Origin of the sequence: uncultured Mailhella sp. (assembly GCF_944324995.1) — a bacterium.
In the GTDB taxonomy this organism is placed as follows: domain Bacteria; phylum Desulfobacterota; class Desulfovibrionia; order Desulfovibrionales; family Desulfovibrionaceae; genus Mailhella.
Window position 1 is genome coordinate 24,164 of sequence record NZ_CALUYL010000027.1, and the last position, 17,360, is coordinate 41,523.

Consider the following 17,360-nt stretch of genomic DNA (forward strand, 5'->3'; position numbering starts at 1 on the left):
TAGAGCGTATTCTCTCCAATTCTTGCCTTATTCTCTCAAACTTGGAGAAAATCGTCGAGGGGAGGGGGCGGGGCGTTCGTCCGCTCAGGCGGCGACGAGGCCTTTCGGCATCCGGCAAAGGCGCGTGCAGCGCCGGAATGCTGGGGGCGGCTGTTTGCCGCGCTGTTCGGAACGCTCCGGCGCGCCGTGTCGGAGGTTAGAGTTTTTTCCCTGTGCTGCGGAAGTAGAGGGAAAAGCTGGTCACGGCGAGCACGATGGCTCCCACAAGAATGACGGAGGCCATGAGGAAAATGCCCGACATGCCGGAGGCGTCGTAGATGTGACCGCCGAGGGCCGCGGCGGAACCGATGGAGAACTGGATGGCTGCCACCGAGAGTCCGCCGGCGATTTCCGCCTTGTCGGCCAGAGTGAGGGCGATCCAGGCCGTCCAGCCGACGCACAGCATGCCGAAGAAAAAGCCCCAGAGCAGAAGCAGCGGAATGCTGACCACGACGGAACCGGGCACGATGAACAGAATCATGGCCATGACGGCGAGGGCGGCGTGCATGCCCATCATGGTGGCGCGGAAATGGCGGTTCAGCAGCACGCCGGCGATGAAGGTTCCGGCGGTGTTGGCGACGCCGTAGGCGAGCAGCATGGCGGAAAGCGCGCCGGGAGCGAGCGCGAGGCCGTGTTCCAGATAGGGGCGCAGGTAGGTGAACAGGGAATGGTAGCCGCCGTAGGCGAAAATGATGGCCGCAATGCCTGCAAGCGCCCAGCGCACCTTGAGCAGGGCGAACATGCCGCGAAAATCGTTGCCCGGGCGGGGCGGAATGGAGGGCAGCACGGCGTACTGCCAGATGAGGGACACGATGCCGGGCACGGCGGAAAGCAGAAAGACGTTGCGCCAGCCGAAGGTTTCTTCCAGCAGGCTGGCCAGCGGCAGGGAAATGATGGTGGCCACGGACACGCCGGAATAGAGGATGCTGAGCGCGCGGGGAATGTCCTTCTGCGGAACGAGCTGAATGGTGACGGCGGAGGCCATGGACCAGAATCCGCCGACGCACACGCCGAGCAGCGCGCGGCCGAGCATGAGGGTGATGTAGTTGGAGGCGAAGGCCACCAGCAGGTTGGAAACCACGAGCAGGGCGGAGAGGATCAGCAGAATGCGGCGTCTGTCGGTGTGACGGGTGAGGGGCGCGAGCAGCAGACTGGTCATCATGGCGAGCGCGCCCACGGCGGTGACGGTCTGTCCGGCCATGCCTTCGGAAATGGAAAGTCCCTGGGCTATGGGGGTGAGCAGACTCACGGGCGTGAATTCGGCGGAAATGAGACAGGTCACGCCCATGAACAGGGAGAACACGGCGGACCAGCGGGCTTTGGCAAGAGGGGAGAAGGCAGCTTCCATGACAATTGCCTCATAGAAATGAAATATTGAATGAACGGGGAAGAAAAAGCCCGCCTTGCGGCGGGCTGCGATGTTATTTCAGGCTCGCCTTGAAGAAGGTATCCAGTTTGTCAAAGGGAATGAGCGAAGTGCGGTCGTACAGATCTACATGCCCGGCCTTGGGCACGATGAAGAGTTCCTTGGGTTCCGCAGCTTTCTTGTAGGCGTCCTGGCTGAACTCAAGGGAATGGGCGTTTTCTCCCGCGATGAAGAGAAGAGGCCGGGGCGAGATGGTGTCCAGGTCGTTGAAGGGATAGAAGTTCATGAAGGTGACGTTGCTGGTGAGAGTGGGATGCGTGGTCGTCAGAGGATCGACGCCTTCCGGGGTGAATTCTCCGCGCGGAGTGCGGTAGAAGGCGTAGAATTCCCGTTCGACGGGCGTGGATGTTTCGGTGAGTTCGTGAACGGTGCCGCTGGTATATTTCGGCTTTTCGCCCTTGAATTCGGCATAGCGCTGTTCTGCCGCCTCGCGGAGTATGGCCTTTCGCTGTTCGAGCGTGAGCGAGCGGCGAAGACCGTGTCTGTTGGCGGCGCCCATGTCGTACATGCTGACGGTGGCCACGGCCTTCAGTCTCGGATCAATTTTGGCGGCGCTTATGGCAAAGCTGCCGCTTCCGCAGATGCCCAGCGCGCCGATGCGTTCCCTGTCTATGAAAGGACGGGTGCCGAGAAAGTCCACGGCGGCGCTGAAGGCTTCGGCATACATGTCCGGCGAAACGGCATTGCGCGGCTGTCCTTCGCTTTCGCCCCAGAAGGGGAGATCAATGGCAAGGGTGACGAAGCCCCGTTCCGCCATCTTGGCGGCATACAGGCCGGAACTCTGTTCCTTGACGGCTCCCATGGGGTGGCCGACGATGATGGCCGGATAGGCGGCTTCAGGATTCATGTTCTTGGGAAGATGAAGATTTCCGGTGACCTTCATCTTGTACAGCGTGGGGAACGTCACCTTTTGAATATCGACGAGGTTGCTTTTGTAAAAGTTTTCGGCGTCGCTGGGAATGTTCGCCTCTTCGGCAAGAACCGACGAAGGCAGAAAGCTCAGAAGGCCGATCACGAGAAGGCTGCAGAGTGTCTTGTTCATGGGGTCTCCTTTTTCGCGGACCAGCATGTCAGTCCGACAGAGGTTTGAGGTTTTTCTTGAAGAATCGCCCGAGCTCTTCAAAGTGGAATCTGGCTTCGGGCATGTCCGCGTCCATGTGATACTGCGCGTGCGAGAGCCCTTCAAAAACGATGAGATCGGCGGGCACTCCGGCCTGTCTCATTTTGAGATGCATGCGCACGGTGTTGCTGAGAAAGAGGTCTCTGGTGCCGGAGGTGAGCAGCGTGGGCGGAAAGCCGCGCACGTCGCCGTTCACCGGAGAGAGGTAGGGATCTTCCATGTCGTGACCGGCGGCGTAGAGTCTGGCCGCGCCTTCCAGCCAGCCGTGATAGCTGACGAGCACGTTGTCCACGCCTTCGTTGGTGGCGTAGCTGTCGCCGACTTCGTTGATCTGCGCCCACGGCGTACCCGCGGCCAGAGCGGCGGGAAGCGGCAGGCCTTCGTCTTTGGCGCGAAGAGCGAGAATGAGCGTCATGGCTCCGCCCGTGGACGTGCCGAACACGCCGATGCTTTCCGCCGGACGCCGCTTCAGAAGTTCGCGATACACGGTCATGGCGTCGTCGATGGCGGCGGGATACGGAAAATCCGGAGCCATTCTGTAGTCGGCATAGACGACGCGGCACTTGCCGATGCCGGCCATGAACACGGCTTCCTGCGTGCCTGCTTCTCCAGGGCCGAGAACGTAGCCGCCGCCGTGCAGATTCAGGAGCAGACGCCCGTCGTCGGGAACGTCCTTCGGCTCGAAAATGAACACGGGTACGCCGGCAATGGTGTCGGCCTTCATGGTCACCCCGAGCTTTTCGCGCAGGGTGGGCAGGCTCTCAAGCTGACGCTGAGCCACGGCATGAATCCAGGTTTTCCATTCCTGAACGGTGCGGGGCGGCTTGTCCCATCCCTCGGGAATGCCCGCGGCGATCATGGACTGAAGCTGGGGGCTGACGGTGGAGGGCACGGGAAATTCGCTGTCCCTGCCCTGGGCGGAAAGCGCGGGAGCAAAGGCCAGAAGCGCCGACAGAAGAACCGGGACAAAAGCGTTCATGCAGAACTCCAGAAGGCCTGACGGCCGAGGTCGAAAAAGGGTGAGGAAGAACTGAAAGTCGTTATAAGAGAGGAAGCACATCCATAGCAAATACTTATAATGAATCCAAACCATGCTTTACAGGCATGAAAAAGAGCCGTAGGATAGCCGTCCATGGCGCAACGCAGGACGATGCAGAAAGCGCCGGAACAGGGAGGATGCATGGAACTGAGAGTGTTGCGCTATTTTCTTGTGGTGGCGCGCGAGGAAAGCATTTCCCGCGCGGCGGAGCTTCTGCACATCACGCAGCCGACGCTTTCCCGGCAGATCATGGAACTGGAGGACGAGCTCGGCAAGAAGCTGTTTCTGCGAGGCGGCCGCCGCATGACGCTGACGGAAGACGGCGTGTTTCTGCGCGGAAGGGCGCAGGAAATCGTGTCGCTGGCGGACAGCACGGCCGAGGAATTCCGTTCGACGGAGGAAGACGTCAGCGGCGAGATACGCATAGGGGGCGGGGAGTCGCCGGGCATGCGTCTCATTGCCGCCGCGGCCACGGAGCTTGTGGCGGCGCATCCTCACGTGTCCTGCCAGTTTTTCAGCGGCAACGCGGCCGACGTCATGGAAAGGCTGGACAAGGGCCTTGTGGATTTCGGCGTGTTTGTGGAGCCTGCCGATCTTTCCCGCTACGAGTACGTCAGGCTGCCGACGGCGGAGCGCTGGGGCGTGCTCATGCGCTCGGACAGTCCGCTTGCGGCCAGGGCGTCGCTGCGCCCCGAGGACGTGACGGCGCTTCCGCTCATCTGTTCGCGTCAGGCGCTGGTGGCCAATGAGATTTCCGGCTGGATGGGGCAGAGCTTCGACAGGCTGAACGTCATAGCCACGTACAACCTTCTTTATAACGCGTCGCTGCTGGTGGAGGAGGGCATGGGGTATGCGCTCTGCCTTGAAGGCATCATCCGCAGCGACAACGGTGGGCCGCTGTGCTTTCGTCCGCTGGAACCCGGGCTGGAGGTGGGGCTGGCCCTTGCGTGGAAGAAATATCAGGTGTTTTCCCGCGCGGCGGAAAAGTTTCTCGACATACTTCAGGAGAACGTGCGGCGCAGAAAAGCTTCTGTGCGCTGACCGCTGCGGGGAAGGTCATTGCGGACGAGCGGAGCTGCGCGCCTGGTGGGGAGCAGCGGGCTCGGATTTTGGGCGAACGGGCGCGGCGGAAGATTGCATGCGCGTTGCCTGTCCGGCGTCGTTTTGTGAGCATAAAAAAGGGCCCCTGCAGGGAGGGGCCCGGAATGCCGTCAGGCCTGACGACGCCGAAGGTGGAAGCGCGGTCGGGCGTTGATCGGAGCGCGGCGTGAAAACGCGATGTTTTCCCGCCGCGTCTGTTTTTAAAGGGTGACGAGTTCGTATTCGGCGGTGCCGAGGCCGATGGCTTCGGCGTGTTCAATCTGACTGCGCCAGTCCGTGGTGGGATGGATGCTGGTGAAGTGGTCGTGCTGACCGTGATCGCACTGACCGAGCACGCTGGAGGCGATGACGGGCGCGGCGTTCACGGCGTCGATGCAGGCCTTGTCCAGAGCCACGGGGTCGAAGCTGGCGAACATGCCGATGTCCGGCACCACGGCGGCGTCGTTTTCGCCGTGGCAGTCGCAGCAGGGGGAAACCTGATTGACGATGCTGATGTGGAAGCTGGGACGGTCCTGAACCACGGCCTTGGTGTATTCGGCCATGCGGCGGTTCAGAATGCCGCTGTCGGCGTCGATGGCGTTGGAAATGGCGTCGAAGTTGCAGGTGGCAATGCAGCGGCCGCAGCCCACGCAGACGTCGTGATTGATGACGGCCTTGTGATCTTCGCCGTAGGAAATGGCCGACTGCGCGCAGTAGCGGGAGCAGGTGCGGCAGCCGCGGCACTTTTCAGGATCAATTGTGGGTTTGCCCAGGCTGTGCATGGCCATTTTGCCCGCACGGCTGCCGCAGCCCATGCCGATGTTCTTGATGGTGCCGCCGAAGCCCGTCATTTCATGTCCCTTGAAGTGGGTGAGGGAAATGAAGATGTCGGCGTCCATGATGGCGCGGCCGATGCGGGCGCTCTTGAATTCCGTGCAGCCTTCCAGCGGCACTTCCACGTCGTCGGTGCCCTTGAGGCCGTCGGCAATGATGATCTGGCAGCCGGTGCTCAGGGGCGAGAAGCCGTTTTCATTGGCGGCGTCGAGATGTTCCAGAGCATGCTTGCGGCGGCCGACGTACAGGGTGTTGCAGTCGGTGAGGAAGGGGCGGCCGCCGAGTGCCTTCACGCGTTCGGCCACGACGCGGGCGAAGTTGGGACGCAGGAAGGACAGGTTGCCGGGTTCGCCGAAGTGCATCTTGATGGCCACGAACTTGTTTTCAAAGTCGATGGTCTCGATGCCGGCGGCGCGGATGAGCTTGTCCAGCTTGTCGAGCAGGCTGACGCCCACCTTGCAGCGCATGTCGGTGAAATAAACTTTCGATGGTGCCATGGAAAATCCTCCTGGTACGGGTATGAGGCGATAAGGGTTACGCGGATGGCCGGTCGAAAAAGCCGGAAAGGGTTGCCTTGGCGGACAGCACGGGCGCGGGATATCCCGGCATGGCCGCATGGACGGTCTGGAGCAGTCGCTGTTCAAGGTCCGGGGGCATGGCGCCGACGTCGGCGGCGAGCATGTGCAGTTCCGGTCTTTCTTTGGAAACGAGGCGCAGACGGAAGTCGGCCTCGGGCATGCCGGCTTCGGCAAGCATGCGCCGCACGACGTGTTCTCCGGCGGCAACGGCCGCAAGCGCGTCCTCCGTGGGAGAGACGCCGTAGGGCAGGCGGGTGAGCAGACAGGGTCTGGCTTTCTGCTGCGGCAGCGACATGCCGGTTTTTTCGGCAAGCAAGTGTATATCGTTTTTGGTCAGTCCGGCAAGAGCGAGAGGGGAGGCGACGCCAAGTTCGCGCACGGCCCGCAGGCCCGGACGGAACACGAGGGCGTCGGAAGCGTTGGTGCCGTCGCACAGCGGCAGGTCGGAAACGGCGGCCAGCGTGGTGAACATGGCTTTTTTGCACGCGTAGCAGCGCTCGCGCGAGCCTTCGGCCACGGAAGGCAGGCCCAGCGGATTGACGGGAATCTCCCGGAATTCAAGGGAGAGACTTTCGGCCCACGAACGGGCGAAGGCGGTTTCTTCCGGCGGCACGTGCGGCCCCGTGACGTGCAGAAGCAGCGGCGAAAAGCCCAGAGCATGCGCGGCGTGCGCAAGAAAGCGGCTGTCGAGCCCGCCGGAGTAGGCGAGGGCGAAGCGTTTCTGATCGGCCACGGAGGCGAGAATGTCGCCCAGAGGGGCAAGAGAAGCGTAGTTCATGGAAATTCGGCGGGAAAATCAGAATTCTTCAGGGCGTCCGCAGGCGAAGAGGGCTCCGTTGGGAGCGTCTTCAAACACGCGGGTGCCGTACACCAGGGCCTTTTTTTCCACCTGCATGGCGGGCCAGGGGCCGAACTCTGCGCCGAGCGCCTTGAGCAGCGCCATGGCCGTGGGCGTGACGGTTTCTCCCTGACCGGGGAAGGGCCGCACGGGCACGCCGTCCAGAAGTTCCAGCACGGCAGGGGCGGGCACGGGAATGACGCCGTGGGCGCAGTGTACGAAGCCGTCGGCCATGGGCAGCGGGCTTGCGACAAAACGGGAGGGCGAAAGCCTGTGGAACAGTTCGCAGCTCAGGCAGATGTCGAGAATGCTGTCCAGCGCGCCCACTTCGTGAAAATGCACCTGTGCGGGCGTGAGGCCGTGAACCGCGCCTTCGGCCTGGGCAAGCAGCGTGAAGGTCTGCGAGGCGAGAGCCTTGCCTTCGTCGCTCATGCCGCCTGCGGCAATGAGCGACAGAATGTCGGCCAGCGTGCGGTGTTCGTGCTGATGCGGAAGCGTGACCTGCGCGTGCCAGCCGCCTATGTGGTTCACTTCCTTGTGCACGAGCTGAACGCATCCCGAAAGCTCGGGCATGATGGAAACAAGGGTCGCTTCCAGCTCGTCCGGCGAAATTTCCGTCATGCGGAGCAGACCGGCGAGAAACATGTCGCCGGAAAGCCCGGAATGGGCGCGGACGGTCAGCACGGGCGCGGACGGCGCGTCGTGCTCGTGATGGTGATGGTCGTGGGAGTGGGGGTGATCGTGATGTTCGTTGCTCATAGATGATTTACCACGCGGGCTGCGGCACAGGCCGCGCCGTAGCCGTTGTCGATGTTCATGACGGCAATGCCCGGGGCGCAGCTGGAAAGCATGCTTGCCAGCGCCGCCTGGCCGCCTTTGGCCACGCCGTAGCCCACGGAGGTGGGCACGCCGAACACGGGCAGAGGGGTGAGTCCGCCCATGACGCTTGCCAGCGCCGCGTCGAGTCCGGCCACGACGATGACCGCCTGAAAGCGGTTGATTTCGTCCAGCCGTTCCGCAATCCTCCAGAGCCCGGCCACGCCGCAGTCTTCAAACACGGCGTGTTCTATGCCGAGATATTCCAGGGTGCGGGCCGCCTCCCAGGCAACCGAGCCGTCGGAGGTGCCGGCGGAAACGATGGCCACGCGGCCTTTCTTGCCCGCGGGCAGGGTGTCGCCGAAGGCCGTGCGGGAAAGAGGGTGGTAGTCGTACTGTTCCCGCAGCTCTGCGGGCATGCGCTCGAACACGTCCGGGGCGAGCCTGGTGAACAGCACGGGGCGTCCGGATCCTCTGCCGAATTGTTCCAGAAGTTCCCGGACGGCCTCGAAGGGCTTGCCTTCGCAAAAGACCGCTTCCGGCAGGCCGATGCGCGAGGCGCGGGCATGGTCGAAAAGAATGCCGTGATTCATGTTGATTCCTCTTGCAACGGAGATAGCGTTCCCGGGCGATTTTCGCAAGTCGGCGCGTGGAGGCCGGGGGAACGGAACTTGTCATGATGTTTAGAGCAGAAAAAGCGGAACGGGTAGATACTATTCTTTCAAATTCTTGCCTGATTCTGCCGAAATCGCCTGAGCAGGGCGTTCTTCTGATGCTTTTCGCTCAGAAATCTCGGCGCAGGCGGAACGCGCTGTCCGTGTCGCTGCCGGCGTCTTCCCGCGAAGATGGGCCCGTCATGTCCCGGCGTCATGCGGAGGGCGGGCGCAGAAGGCGTCGTTCGCAGGACTCGACGCTTGGAACGCGCCCGGGCCGCAGCGCGGACGAAAAAGGGCGGAATATGCAGGATCAGGCAAGAACGAGAGAGAAATGTGTCTGTTTTTCCGGCGCGGAGCTGATAAGGTCAAAGGCAGAATAGGCGAAAATCGTCCGTCTTCGCGCGTTGACAAGGAGGTAGTCATGAGCATTTCTCGACGGAATTTTCTCAGGGCCGGAGCGGTCGTGGCGGGAACGCTGGCCGCGGGCATGGCGCTGCCGGGCCGCGGCGTTGCGGCGCAGAGCCGGGCGAAGGTGTACGCCGCGAAGTCGCTGGACAGCGAAACGCTGCGGAAAATGTACGCGCTGGTGAACGGCGGCATCACGGGCAGGGTGGCCATCAAGCTGCACACCGGTGAGCCGGACGGGCCGAACATTCTGCCCCGCGACTGGGTTCGCGATCTTCAGGCGACCATTCCGCAGAGCAGCATCGTCGAGTGCAACGTGCTTTATACGAGCCCCCGCCAGACCACGGAAGGGCACAGAGAGGTGATCCGGCACAACGGCTGGACGTTCTGCCCCGTGGACATCATGGACGCCGACGGCGACGCATCCCTTCCCGTGACGGGCGGCAGGCATCTCAAGGAACTGGCCGTGGGATCGCATCTTCTCAATTATGACTCCATGCTGGTGCTGACCCATTTCAAGGGGCACACGCTCGGCGGATTCGGCGGTTCGCTCAAGAATATTTCCATAGGCTGCGCGTCGGGCAAAACGGGCAAGCAGCAGCTGCACCGTCTGACGCCGGACGGCGGCTGGCCGGGCGGCGAGCCCTTCATGGAACGCATGGTGGAGGGCGGCAAGGCCATTGTGGATCATTTCGGCACGCATATTGCCTACATCAATGTGCTCCGCAACATGTCGGTGAGCTGCGACTGCGAAGGCACGGCCGCCGAACCCGTGCGACTGCCGGATCTCGGCATACTGGCGTCCACGGATATTCAGGCCATAGACCGGGCGTCCGTGGACATGATCTACGCGCTGCCGGAAGACGTGCGCGCGCCCATGGTGGAACGCATGGAAAGCCGGAAGGGACTGCGTCAGCTTTCCTACATGAAGGAAATGGGACTCGGCAGCAGCGAGTATGAGCTGATCTGGGTGTAGGTTTGCCGCACGCCGTGAGAATGCGGCGCAACGAAATGTTTTCTTTTCAGGAGAGGGGCGCCGGCGTAAAAGCGGATCAGCTTTTACGCCGGCGCTGTTCTCTTTTGCAGGAGCGAACTTTGCTGACGAGGCGGTAAAGGCGTCAATGCCTTGCCGCCGTTTTTTCTTTTTGCCGGGCCCGGTATCTTTCCCCACTTTTTGTTTTTGTCATGTCGGCAGGTCTTGCCGCAAAAATCGTATTCCTAATGGCCGCAAAGCCTTGCGCGGGCGTTGCTGAGCGAGGTTTTGCTTCACATTTTTTTACAACATTGTGCGTTGCCTTCGGGGAATTGTTTACGCTACGATGGTATTATGGAGAGTGGGGAATGCCGGTGCGAGGCTTTCGGAGCCGGACGGTAGCACGGCGTTCTTACGAGGTATTTCAACGGGACGTTGCCATGAGCGAAGAGAAGAACGGCAGACTGCTTCTGATAGATGACGACGAGGAGTTCTGTCTCCTGGTCAGGGACTACATGGATCTTCAGAACATAGCGCTCGATTACCGCATGAGCGGGGAGGAAGGTCTTGCCGCTCTCGGCAGAAAAGGCTACGACCTGGTGCTTCTGGACATGATGCTTCCCGACGTGCCCGGAGTGGAGGTTCTGCGCCGCATCCGCGTGAAGAGCGGCGTTCCGGTCATCATCTTTTCCGCGCACAACGACGAAACGGACCGCATAGTCACGCTTGAGCTTGGAGCCGACGACTATGTGCCCAAGTCTTTTTCCTCCCGGGAGCTGCTTGCCCGCGTGCGCGCCGTTCTGCGGCGCAGTGCCGCTTCCGACGACGGGCGTGAGGAAGTTTTGCGCGTTCACGGCATAGAGCTCAATCCCCGGACTCTTCAGGCTTCGTTCCGGGGACGCCCCATGGAACTGACGTATGTGGAATTTCAGATTCTTCAGGCCATGATGAAGGAGCCGGGCCGCATTTTTTCCCGGGAAACGCTGCTCAATCTTTTTGCTGACAAGGAATGGAACAAGTTCGACCGCAGCGTGGACGTGCACATTTCCACGTTGCGCAAGAAACTGGCCGATGCCACGGGCACAAACACGCATATCCGTACCGTGCGCAGCATGGGGTATGCCTTCATTCGCCAGGACGATGAGGCATGAACGTGCTCAGGTGCAATCTGTATGTCAAGATCACGTTGTGGATGCTGCTCAATCTTGTGCTTCTGGCCGTTCTGGGGTGCGGGTTCAGCCTTTATCTCATGGCGGGCAGAGGGCAGGACGGCATATTGCCTGCGTCCCTGTTCAGCACCAGGGCTGACAGCGCACTGCGCGTCATAAGTGCCAATCTTCAGTATCATTCCGTGCTGGAGTGGGAGGAACTTCTCGAACCTCACGCCAGAAGGCTGCCTGTGCATGTGCATCTTCAGTCTCTGGATACGGAGTCCATACGGGATACGGCCATTCCCGAGCGGATGGTCGAACAGGCCAAAAAGCTTCCCCGCGCCATTTATTCCTTCTGTCCGTCCCCCGAAGTCATGTTCTGGGATCCCATGGGAAGCACCATGTTCGCGGGAAAGAACAGCAACGTGGAATACGGACTTCCGCCCGTGCCGCCCGCGCTTTTTCGGCATACGGATTCTCCTTCCCGCTACTGGCTTGGAAGAGTCATGTACATTCCCGACGGCAACAGGCAGATTCATACCGTGCTTGTGGTTTTGGAATCCGACACTGTGGACGGGCACGGCCTTTTTTTTGATTTCGACGCCCTGTGCCTTCTGGTCCTGGCGATTTTAGGCGTATCCTTTCTCTGGTGGCTTCCTTTCGTCCGTCACCTTTCCCGCCCCTTGCGTCGCATGGCAAAGTATGCGGAGGAGGTGGAGTTCGACAAGTTTTCCTGCGTGGACAGGCCGTTTTTGCGCGACAGGGATTTTTCCGGAGCGCGAAAGGATGAAATCGGCCGGGTGGGCTACGCGCTTGTTTCCATGACCCAGCGCATGAACCGCATGCTTACGGGGCAGAGGCAGTTCATACGCTATGTTGCCCACGAACTGAACACGCCGCTGGCCAAGGCGCAGATGGGGCTGGGCGTGCTGGAGTGCAAGCTTTCCGGCGACGAGCGCGTCCGCGTGCAGCAGGTGCTCAGGCACATCAAGCGGCTTTCCGTTCTGACCGAAGAAGTGCTTTCCTACCTTCAGGCCAAGGCGGCCATGAACACGCCGCAGGACGCGGTGGTGGACTTGTGCTCTTTTCTTTCCTCCACCGTTCAGGGCGAGGCTCCGGAAGACGACGTGCACGTGGAAGTTGAGCCGGGGCTGAGCGTTGTGACCGACAGAGACTACCTTCAGCGCATGGTCAGCAACGTGCTGAGAAACGCTCAGCACTATGCCGGAGACTGCGGCCCCATTGTCATTCGTGCGAAAAAAAAGGATGCAGAAATAATGATATCCGTCATGGACAGCGGCCCCGGCGTGCCCGAAGAGGATCTGCCTTCCCTCTGTGAGCCGTTTTTCCGAGGCCGTGCTGCGGTTACGCATCCCGGCGGAACGGGGCTGGGACTTTCCATTGTAAAATACTGCATCGAGGCCTGCGGGGGCAGAATGGAGTACGGAAACCGTCGTCCCCGCGGTTTTTTCGTGCGCCTGTGGTTCCCCGTCAAGAAGAAAGGGCACGGCCTCTGGGAAAACGGCGCGGAAATGTAAAGAGAACTTTACAATAGTTTTAGTTTCCTTATCACACCTGGTTCCGTTTTCGTGTATTCTTTTTCACAAAAGGGAGGCTCTCCTCGGGGAACCTCAACGGAATATTCTAACAGGAGAAGTGGTATGTTGAAACTTTCCCGGATCATCGCAATGGGAACCGTTCTGCTTCTTGGGGCTTTTTCGGCTCAGGCCATGGAAAAGCCGCAGGAGTGGGAACTCGTCAATCCTTCCGGCGTCATCAAGCAGGCCCAGGTGGAACCCGCCAAGCGCATTACCGCGCTTGAAGGAAAAACCATTGCTCTGCGCTGGAACGGCAAGAACAACGGCAACGTCGTGCTTGACCACCTGGCTGAGCTCATAAACAAGCGCTATCCTTCCGCCAAGGTCGTTAAAACGTACACCGACAAAAGTCTCAACACCATCTCCGGTACTCCGGCCAACTCCGAGCGCATTGCCAAGGCCGTGGCAGCAGTAAAGCCTGACCTCGTCATTGCATCCCAGGGCGACTGAGGCAGCTGTACCTCATGGCTGGTAGTTGACCAGTGCAATCTTGAAAAGCTCGGTATCCCCACAGTGACCATCATGACCCCCGATTTCGTTTCTCTTGCCAGGGGCACGCAGAAAAGTCAGGGGCTCACGGATCTGTGTCTTGTTTCCGTTCCTCATCCCATCGGCATGATTTCCAAGGAAGAAGTTTATGCCAAAATAGACAAGGCCTTCGACGACATCGTCAAGGCGGCTACGCAGTGGAGTCCGTCGGCGGACAATGCGCCAGTACAGGCGGCTCCCTATCCTGCCAAGCACTTTAAGTTCACCGGCACCTACGCCGATGTGAACAATGTTTTCGTCAAGCGCAAGTGGTCGCTTGGACTTCCCATAGTGCCGCCCACTCCCGAAAGAGTGGCCGACATGCTGAAGGCCACCAAGCGCGACCCCGCCGAAGTGCTCTGGATCGTTCCGCCGCGCAACGGCATGCTTACCGTGGAACTTGTGGCCACGCTCGGCGTTATGGCCGGGGCTAGGCCCGAACATATGCCGCTGCTGCTGGCCACGGCCGAGGCCATGGCTGATCCCAACTCCTCGTGGCGCGGAACTTCCACCACCACGGCCCCCACGGTGCCCGTGCTGTTCATTAGCGGTCCTGTTGTGGAACAGCTGAAGCTGAACTACGGAACGGGAACCAGCGGTCCTCTCAATGAGGTCACCAACGCACTCGGTTACTTCATCAATCTGGTGGGCGACGTCGTGGGCGGCTCTGTGGCTCCGTCGCTCGATAAGAGCGCACACGGTTCTTCCGGTGACTTTGTGGCCGAAATTTATGTGGAAAACGCCAAGGCCAACCCCTGGAAGAAGACCTTTGCCGAGGAAGAGGGCGCAAAGCCCGGCGAAAGCGTGGTGTCTCTGTTCACCTGCTATCCCGGCAATGGCAACATCGATCACAACAACCTTACGGGCGCGGGTCTGCTGAATACCTTTGCTCTGGGCGCGCTGGCCTCGCCGGTCGGCATAGGAAGCTGCTTTGCCGATTACGACAAGCCGTACATTCCCGCCAACAGCATTGTCATGGACATGCTGGTGCTTTGCCCCGAACATGCCGCCACCATAGCCAAGGATTTCCCCACCATGGAAGGCGTGCAGAAGTATTTGCAGCAGGCTGCCGTCATGCCGTTCAAGTTCTATGCTCCCGAACGTTGCGTGCCTCCGGAGGACATGCAGGTTACGCCCGACACCATGCTTCCGCGTTTCGTCAATCCCAAGTCCTTCCGGATATTCGTCTCCGGCGGACCTGGCAAGCAGTCGTGGATATGGGCTCCCTTTACGCAGGTACTGCGCCCTGTGACCAAGGTCATTCATGAGCTTCCCAGCGCGAAATAAATGACGACTTCGAAGAGCGGGCTCCTTGACCGGGGCTCGCTCTTCCTGATTTTGGACTTCTTCATGCGCCAGACAAAGGAGACGTTATGACTTCTTCTCGCAGAGAATTTTTGAAGAGCGCCGCCGTGATAGGCGCCGCCGCCGTTACCACCGCCCCTTTGTTCGCCGACAGTGCCTCCGCCGCCACTCCTCCCGTGGACAAGGATTTGGAAGGCGTTATTGAAATGCACGTTCATGCCGATCCCGATGTGCGCGCACGCTGCATTGATCAGCTTACCCTTACGCAGCAGTGCCGCCGCAACGGATACCGTGCCATCATGTACAAGTGCCACGACTTCTGCACGGCGGACAACGCCTATCTTCTTCGTTCCATGGTTCCCGGCATAGAAGTGTTCGGCGGCATTGTGCTCAACCTCAACTACGGCCCCAGGGTAAACGTGCAGGCCGCCAGAATGGCGACGCAGATTACGGGTCACTACTGCCGCTGCATCTGGATGCCTACCTATCAGTCCGCCTATGACATGAAAAAGGCGGGGAAAACCGGCGTTCCTGTTCTTGATGAGTCGGGCAAGGTACTGCCCGAGGTCGTCAAGGTCATGGAGCTGTGCCGCGATGAGAACATCATTTTTGCTACCGGTCACTCCTCGCCGGAGGAGAGCGTCGTTCTTTCGGTCAAGGCCAGGGAAGTCGGAGTGAAGAAGTTCGTGGTGACTCACTCCACGCAGGCACCATGGTTCCTTTCCCTCGATCAGGCCAAAAAGTGCCTGGAAAACGGCGCTTATTTGGAACACTGCGTACTTCCGTATTACAAGGGGCCTCATTCTCTTCTTCCCAAGTATTTCGAGGCGCGTCAGACTACCATGAAGGATTTTGCCGAATACATTGCCCTTGATCCTTCTCATCAGTTTCTGGCCACGGACTGCGGCATGTCCAAGATGCCCGGACCTGTGGACGCCATGCGCGACTTTATCCGCGGCCTGCGTGGAGCAGGGGTGTCTGAAAAGGATATCGACACGGTAAGCCGCAAGGTTGCGGCAGGTCTGCTGGGTCTGGATTAGCTGTTCTGCGTCGGATTCTGAAACAGGCGGAATCTGCCGCGCCATTGCTTTGCGAGAGGGGGCTGATGCGCGCATTTTTTGCCATGTTGCTGGCGGCCTTTCTGCTGTGTCCTTCTTTGTCCTACGGGCTTGTGGTGTGTAATCCGGCCGGACAGACGGAGGACGGTCTGTATGTCGATGCCTATCTTGAGCAGACGAGCGGCGGAAAGACGGACTTTCCGCGTGCCGAGCGAGAGGAAATATGCGCAGAAGGGGATGAGCTTGCGGCCTTCAACGAGCTGTTTCTGTCCCGCGGCTGGGGCGACGGACTTCCTTTGATCCCGCCCACACCCGAACGCGTGGCGGCCATGGTGGAGGGGTATGATCTGCCCGGCGACTTTGCCATGGCCACGCTGGCTCCCATGGAGGGAGTGGCCACGGTGGAAAAAATCGCGGTCAACGCCGTCATGGCAGGGTGCGAACCCAGACACATGCCGCTTCTTGTGGCGGCCGTGGAGGCGGTCAGTCGGCCGGAATTCGACTTGCGCGGCATGGCAACAACTACCAATCCCGACGCGGTGCTCATGATCGTGAGCGGCCCCATCGTCAAGCAGATGGGACTCAATGCCGGAAGCGGTGCTTTCGGACGCGGAAACCGTGCCAATGCCTGCATCAGCCGTGCGCTTCATCTCATCATTCAGAATGTGGGCGGAAGTCGGCCCGGCATTACCGACATGTCCACGCTCGGACAGCCCGGGGAGTTCGTCATGTTTCTGGCCGAAAACATCGAGGCGAGTCCCTGGCCTTCCTGGCATACGGAGTTCGGCTTTTTGCCGGAACGCAACGTGGTGACCGTGGCGGCCGTGGAGGGATATTCCGGCATCATGGGCATAGGATACAGCAGGCTGGAATATCTTGAGCTCATTGCCCAGTGGCTTCGCGGGCATGACAGGCCGTACAGAAGTGCCGTCATTCTCGTTGTTGCTCAGGATACCGCAAAAATGCTGGCCCGGGAGGGCTGGACGCGCGAAAGCATCCGTGCTCATCTTCGGGAACGCGCCAGGGTGCCCTTCGGCGACTGGATTCGGCAGTACCATGCCGCCAGGGAGGCCAGAAGGGGAGTGCCGGAAGAGGTGCTTTCCATAACGGACGAGCACGCCATGATTCCCAAGCCCTTCTTTGACGCCATGCCCATTATTGTGGCCGGAGGAACGGGCGAAAAAAGCATGATCATGCCGTGCTGGGCCGCCGGGCGCATGGTGAGCGAGGAGGTGCGACTGCCCTGCGACTGGAAATGAAAGGCGCGATTGTAAAGAACTCCATGACGAATCTTTACAAAACATGGAGTGTTTCCGGTATATTCAGAAGGAAAAACTCGTTATGGTAACTCGACAGGAAGGTAGTTTTTCCTGCCGCATGCTGTATAAGGAGATATTGTATGAAAATGCGTTTTTTGATGCTGGCCCTGGCGCTTATACTGTCCGCCGCTCCCCTGGCCTATGCCAAGTCCGACAATCCGTTTGAGCTCAACAACGCCACGACGGAAGAGCTGATGAACCGTTGCTTCTTCTCGCAGGAAGATGCCGAACGCATTCTCGATCTGCGCGACTCTCTGGGCGGATTCCAGAGCTGGGACGACCTCAAGGAACTGAATCTTTCCGAAGCACAGCTCAGCATTCTGGCTTCCGAAGCGACGATTTCCGGCATTTCCACGGACTGCAATTGCTGACAGTCGGCATTGCGTCCATTCTTTGAAAAGCGGTCTGGCCTTCGCTGACGGTTCAGGCCGCTTTTCCTTTTTCGGCAAATGGAGGCGATTTGTCTCATGTCGGAGCGTTTCGTTGAAGAGACGCCGCTTCGACTGTCTGTTTTTCCCTTCATGTTCAACAGGCAGGTTTATCATGCCCGACAGGTATTCACGAAGAAATTTTCTTAAGCTGAGCGCGGCTCTGCTT

Annotated in this window: 15 protein-coding genes; 8 read left to right on the forward strand and 7 right to left on the reverse strand. The window is 60.0% G+C overall.

The window, feature by feature from the left end; genetic code table 11:
* Positions 1–196: 196 nt before the first annotated feature.
* The 3 genes from Q0K02_RS10430 to Q0K02_RS10440 all read right to left on the reverse strand — a co-directional run bounded on the left by Q0K02_RS10430 (position 197) and on the right by Q0K02_RS10440 (position 3,564).
* Positions 197–1,387: an MFS transporter gene (locus Q0K02_RS10430; RefSeq protein WP_294488465.1), complete on the reverse strand. Its 1,191-nt coding sequence runs from the start codon at positions 1,385–1,387 to the stop codon at positions 197–199.
* Positions 1,388–1,460: 73 nt separating this feature from the next.
* A complete protein-coding gene (locus Q0K02_RS10435; protein ID WP_294488468.1) occupies positions 1,461–2,507 on the reverse strand; it encodes an alpha/beta hydrolase in 1,047 nt (348 codons plus the stop codon).
* 28 nt (positions 2,508–2,535) lie between these two features.
* Positions 2,536–3,564 (reverse strand): alpha/beta hydrolase, encoded by a 1,029-nt coding sequence (locus Q0K02_RS10440; RefSeq protein WP_294488471.1) that lies wholly within the window; start codon positions 3,562–3,564, stop codon positions 2,536–2,538.
* A 201-nt stretch (positions 3,565–3,765) separates the two neighbouring features.
* Between Q0K02_RS10440 and Q0K02_RS10445 the strand changes: the two genes are divergently transcribed.
* On the forward strand, positions 3,766–4,665 hold the full coding sequence (locus tag Q0K02_RS10445; protein WP_294488473.1) for a LysR family transcriptional regulator: 900 nt from the start codon (positions 3,766–3,768) through the stop codon (positions 4,663–4,665).
* 260 nt (positions 4,666–4,925) lie between these two features.
* On the opposite strand, the gene Q0K02_RS10450 is transcribed toward Q0K02_RS10445, so the two are convergent.
* From Q0K02_RS10450 to larB, 4 genes are read right to left on the reverse strand one after another with little or no spacing between them, the layout of a single operon-like run.
* Positions 4,926–6,035, reverse strand: coding sequence for a DUF362 domain-containing protein (locus Q0K02_RS10450; RefSeq protein WP_294488475.1), 1,110 nt, complete (start codon positions 6,033–6,035; stop codon positions 4,926–4,928).
* Between the two features lie 37 nt (positions 6,036–6,072).
* Positions 6,073–6,894 (reverse strand): tRNA(Ile)-lysidine synthetase, encoded by an 822-nt coding sequence (locus tag Q0K02_RS10455; protein WP_294488478.1) that lies wholly within the window; start codon positions 6,892–6,894, stop codon positions 6,073–6,075.
* 18 nt (positions 6,895–6,912) lie between these two features.
* Positions 6,913–7,713: a LarC family nickel insertion protein gene (locus Q0K02_RS10460; RefSeq protein WP_294488481.1), complete on the reverse strand. Its 801-nt coding sequence runs from the start codon at positions 7,711–7,713 to the stop codon at positions 6,913–6,915.
* Positions 7,710–8,363 (reverse strand): nickel pincer cofactor biosynthesis protein LarB, encoded by a 654-nt coding sequence (larB, locus tag Q0K02_RS10465; RefSeq protein ID WP_294488484.1) that lies wholly within the window; start codon positions 8,361–8,363, stop codon positions 7,710–7,712. The genes Q0K02_RS10460 and larB overlap by 4 nt, the downstream gene beginning before the upstream one ends.
* Positions 8,364–8,847: 484 nt before the next feature.
* Here larB and Q0K02_RS10470 point away from each other — a divergent pair, with 484 nt between their 5' ends.
* The 7 genes from Q0K02_RS10470 (at position 8,848) to Q0K02_RS10500 (ending at position 17,134) form a co-directional block, all read left to right on the forward strand.
* A complete protein-coding gene (locus Q0K02_RS10470) occupies positions 8,848–9,807 on the forward strand; it encodes a DUF362 domain-containing protein (RefSeq protein ID WP_294488487.1) in 960 nt (319 codons plus the stop codon).
* Between the two features lie 437 nt (positions 9,808–10,244).
* On the forward strand, positions 10,245–10,955 hold the full coding sequence (locus Q0K02_RS10475; protein ID WP_294488489.1) for a response regulator transcription factor: 711 nt from the start codon (positions 10,245–10,247) through the stop codon (positions 10,953–10,955).
* Positions 10,952–12,493, forward strand: a complete 1,542-nt coding sequence (locus Q0K02_RS10480) for a HAMP domain-containing sensor histidine kinase (RefSeq protein ID WP_294488491.1) — start codon at positions 10,952–10,954, stop codon at positions 12,491–12,493. Before Q0K02_RS10475 ends, Q0K02_RS10480 begins: the two co-directional genes overlap by 4 nt.
* 123 nt (positions 12,494–12,616) lie before the next feature.
* Complete coding sequence (locus Q0K02_RS10485) at positions 12,617–14,368, forward strand: UGSC family (seleno)protein (RefSeq protein WP_294488493.1); 1,752 nt, start codon at positions 12,617–12,619, stop codon at positions 14,366–14,368.
* Between the two features lie 86 nt (positions 14,369–14,454).
* A complete protein-coding gene (locus tag Q0K02_RS10490; RefSeq protein ID WP_294488495.1) occupies positions 14,455–15,426 on the forward strand; it encodes a DUF6282 family protein in 972 nt (323 codons plus the stop codon).
* A gap of 65 nt (positions 15,427–15,491) precedes the next feature.
* On the forward strand, positions 15,492–16,703 hold the full coding sequence (locus Q0K02_RS10495) for a hypothetical protein (RefSeq protein WP_294488498.1): 1,212 nt from the start codon (positions 15,492–15,494) through the stop codon (positions 16,701–16,703).
* Positions 16,704–16,843: 140 nt separating this feature from the next.
* Entirely contained in the window at positions 16,844–17,134 is a 291-nt protein-coding gene (locus tag Q0K02_RS10500) for a helix-hairpin-helix domain-containing protein (RefSeq protein ID WP_294488500.1), read from the forward strand.
* Positions 17,135–17,360 lie beyond the last annotated feature (226 nt).